Here is a 3,868-nt window from a genome sequence, read left to right on the forward strand (position 1 = left end):
GAACCAGGCAGGGGACGCCGGCAGCCGCCAGCTCGTCGGCGGCGGCGAGCCCCGTCAGGCCGGCTCCCAGGACGAGCACCCGGTCATGCACCGGCCACCTCCCGCGCCCGTCCGGAGAGAAGCTCCGCCTGACTGAAATCCACCAGCCCCCGGTACAAAACGGCCAGTTTGTCGTAGAGCCGCGGCTCGTTTGGCAGGCTGCCGATCGCCGTCTGGAGCTCATCCAGGGCGTCCGCCGACCGGCCGAGCGCCCGGAGGACGTCGGCGCGCAGTAAAAGGCCGTCCAAATCCCCGGGGCTGTGCCCGAGGAATAAATCCAGCGCGGCTTCCGCCCCGGCGGGGTCGCCGGCGTTATAAAGCGCCGCCGCCAGCCAGTACCCGGCGCGGTTCAAGTCGCCCACCCGTTCCAGGACGCGGCGGAAGCGGGGGACCGCCTGGTCGTACCTGCCACCGTTGTAGAGCGAGGCGCCGAGGTTGTAATCGTCGAGGGCGGCGTATATGGCTAAAGCCCTATCGGCGGGCTTCGTCCCGGCGACGATGGGGGAGGCCGGATCGAAGAGGGGGCTGTAACCGCCGACGGGGCGGGCGTCGGGAGGACTCCCGGCCAGGGCGAGGGACCGTTCGTCGCCGTAGAACGGCCGCCCGGATGGTTTCTCCCCGACCGCGTACACCCGGAAGGACGGGGTCTGGAACCGCAGGTCGAACCCGGTCAGCTTTTCGGGAAAGAGGCAGAGCGCGGCGATGGCTTCGCCTTCGGCGGGCCGGAGCGCGTCGGCCTCGTAGCGCGCCGACTCGGGGCCGACGGCGAGGTAGTCAGCGGCGCTCACCACCAGGTAATCCACCCTCCACCCCGCGAGCAACGCGTGAAAATCCCCCTCATCCCCGAACTGGCCGAGGGTGAAGCACCGCGACCGCTCCCGGACCACCGGCGACTCCCAGATTGAGTGCAGCGCGATGGGGCGGTCGGCGTAGGCCAGAAGCATGGGGGCGATGTTGTACCGCGCGGCGAGCACCGCGTCGGGCGGTGTGTTCTCCCGCAGCCAGCCGATGACGGTCCGCAGCTCGTCGCCGATGTCGTGGGGCCACGGACGGGGCTGGTACGCCAGACGGGCGACGACCCGCTTTACCGCGTCGTCCCCGGTAAGGTTGACGGACTGGTAAACGTTGAAGAAGGCGAGACCGGCCAGCCCGACGACCAGGGGCAGCTTCCGCCAGGAGTCTATCCTGGTCATGAGCCCCGCCGCGGCCAGGGCCAACATCGGGGCGAGAAAGACCTCCAGCCGGCGGAAAAGGAGAAAACCGGCCAAGAGCGCGACGGTAAGCGCCAGAAAGAGGACGGCGGCCCGCGATATTTTTCCCCGGCGCCAATCCCCGAGGCAGGCCGCCGCCCCGGCGGTCCCCAGGGGTAAAAGGAGCCAGTTCGGACCGAGGAAACCGGCCAGGGTCGGGCCGTCGAAGGGACCGGACCACAGCGCCCGGCTTATCCAGGACAACCGGGCCGGGTCGGCCGGTTTCTGACCGAGAAAAAGAAGTTTGTCCCAGAAGAGGGTGTAAACGTGGCCGAACTGGTTTTCCTGGCCCCAGAGGAGCCGACCGGCGAGGTAGAGGAAAGCCGCGCCGCCGACGAGCGCCAGGGCGGCGCGCCATCGCCGCGGCTCCAGGACGCGCCTCAACCGGGGTACGAGGCAGACCAGAGCGGTCAGGTAGAGCAGGCAGGCGCCCGGCGAGAGGGAGAGCCCCTTGATTCTCAGGGCCGGCACGACCAGGCCGACCACGAGGATGACCCCCCCGAGAACGGCCGCGACGAACCCCACGGAGCGCCACTCGCGGCGCCAGACGAGATACGCGACCAGAAGGACCGCCGTCACCGTGAGGAGGAATCCCGCGAGATGCCAGGCGGCCAGCGCCACGCCCCATCCCAGGCCGCAGACGACCAACCAGGGCAGTCGCTTCTTCCAACCGGAATCATCGGTCGGCGGGCCGAGGGTGCCCAGCATCCCCGCCCAACCGAGGAGGATGAAGGTGACCGCGAGGTGCTCGCGCAGGTAGACGTTGACCGTCCGGTCCACCGAGGCCACGGCGAAAGCGGCGATTAGCGCCGCGGCGAGGGATAAACTTCGCCTCCGCCACAGGGCGTAGCCGAGGAGGAATACCGCCCCCGCGCCCAGGGAACTCACCAACGAAACCCACAACGCGAGATGGTCCGAGAAGGACGCCTCGTCGTAGTCGGCATGGAAGAGGCGGTAGGACCAGCCTACGAGCGCGTCCTCGACGAGGAGGAGGTCGTCGTGGAGCGGCTGGCCCTCGGGGGGGAGCACCATGGCGTCCCGCTCGGGCGGCGTCTCCCCCTGGGCGTACATCCGGGCCAGGCGGTAGCGGAAGGCCGCGTCGGAGACCATCAGCGAATCGTCGCTCCAGAGGGAGCGCCGGAGCCAGGTCGAGCCGACGACGACGACCGCCAGACCGAGGACGGTCAGTCCCCAGCGCACACCCTCGTGTTTAAAAATCTTTCCTATGGCGGTGACGGCCATCGTCTTAAAAGTGAGGATAAGCCTGTGTGGTTCCGGTTCTTACTGCCCGGATTATACCACGCCGGGGTGTTGACGAGGGGATACGGGCGGGTCACGGTGGACGGTGCAATGCGTGTAACAAACGCTCATTCAACAAAATATGGGTACGATATCCACGGGTTGGTCAATAGCCCACTTTGGTGAACGGTGGCAAAGGGTCGAGTAGGCGGACCCGACAGCCCGCTCCACACCCTTATAAGACGATGGGCTTAAGCTCGTAGGGGCGGGGCTCTGTCCCCGCCCGCGGGCGACCGCAGAGGACTCGTCCTACGGGTCGCCCTACGCCCCTTGCCCATTTGCACAAGGGGTTATAAATGGGCCCCCTGCGAAACCGAGCGAAGCGAGCTACGCCACGGGCAAACCGAGCGAAGCGAGCTATGCCCCCGGCAAACCGAGCGGAGTAAGCTACGCCCCCGGCGAAACCACTTGTCTTTTCGCCTTGAGGGCCACACCACCAAAGGGCGCGGGCCTCCGCCGGGAAGCGCCCGGGCGATCCCTAAAAAAAGAGAGGGACCACTCCCCCTACCCCCCCCGCGAAAGGCCGAGGAACGGCCTACGTCGGGTAGAGGTTGAAGAGCTTCCGGTAACGGCGGAAGTCGCCCAGAATCATCCCGAGCCCCTCGATGATGGTGGTCAGGGGCGAAGCGGCGCGGTGGACCCTGAGGTTCGTCTCCTGGGTGATGGCGTCGTCCAGGCGCTTCAACAGCGAGCCGCCGCCCGTCATGTTGATTCCGGCGTTGACGATGTCGGAGGCCAGCTCGGGCGGCGTCTGCTCCAGGGTGGAATGTACGGCGCCTATCACCTGCACGATGCACTCGCGCAGCGCCTCGCGCACCTCGGTGGAGCTTATCGTCACCGTGGTCGGGATGCCGTTGAGCATATTCCGACCCTTGACCACGAAGGTCTCCTCCTCCTCCAGGGGCACGGCGGAGCCGATGGTTATCTTTATCTCCTCGCAGATCTGCTCGCCGACGAAGATGTTGTAGTGGCTGCGGAGGTAGCGTTCCAACGCCTGATCCATGAAGTTCCCGCCTATCTTGCGGGACTCGGACACCACCACCCCGCCGAGGCTCATCACGGCGACCTCGGTGGTGCCGCCGCCCACGTCCACCTCGATGGAGCCGGTGCTCTCCTCGATGGGGAGCTTCATCCCCACCGCGGCGGCGATGGGCTCCTCGATCAAGTATATCTCCCGGACGCCGGCGTTCTTCACCGAGTCGCGGACCGCCCGCTTCTCAACCTCCGTTATCCCCGAGGGTACGCAGCACAGCGCCCTCGGCTTCACGATGGACGCCCCT

The 3,868-nt window shown here is 67.2% G+C and carries 2 protein-coding genes; both read right to left on the bottom strand.

Annotation, left to right across the window (positions count from 1 at the left end; translation table 11 throughout):
- Positions 1-83 precede the first annotated feature (83 nt).
- A complete protein-coding gene (locus tag NTW26_08505) occupies positions 84-2,489 on the bottom strand; it encodes a tetratricopeptide repeat protein (protein MCX7022292.1) in 2,406 nt (801 codons plus the stop codon).
- 634 nt (positions 2,490-3,123) lie between these two features.
- A partial coding sequence (mreB, locus tag NTW26_08510) for a rod shape-determining protein MreB (GenBank protein ID MCX7022293.1) occupies positions 3,124-3,868 on the bottom strand: 745 nt, incomplete at its 5' end.

The sequence above is a fragment of the bacterium genome, from assembly GCA_026398675.1.
Lineage (GTDB): Bacteria > RBG-13-66-14 > RBG-13-66-14 > RBG-13-66-14 > RBG-13-66-14 > RBG-13-66-14.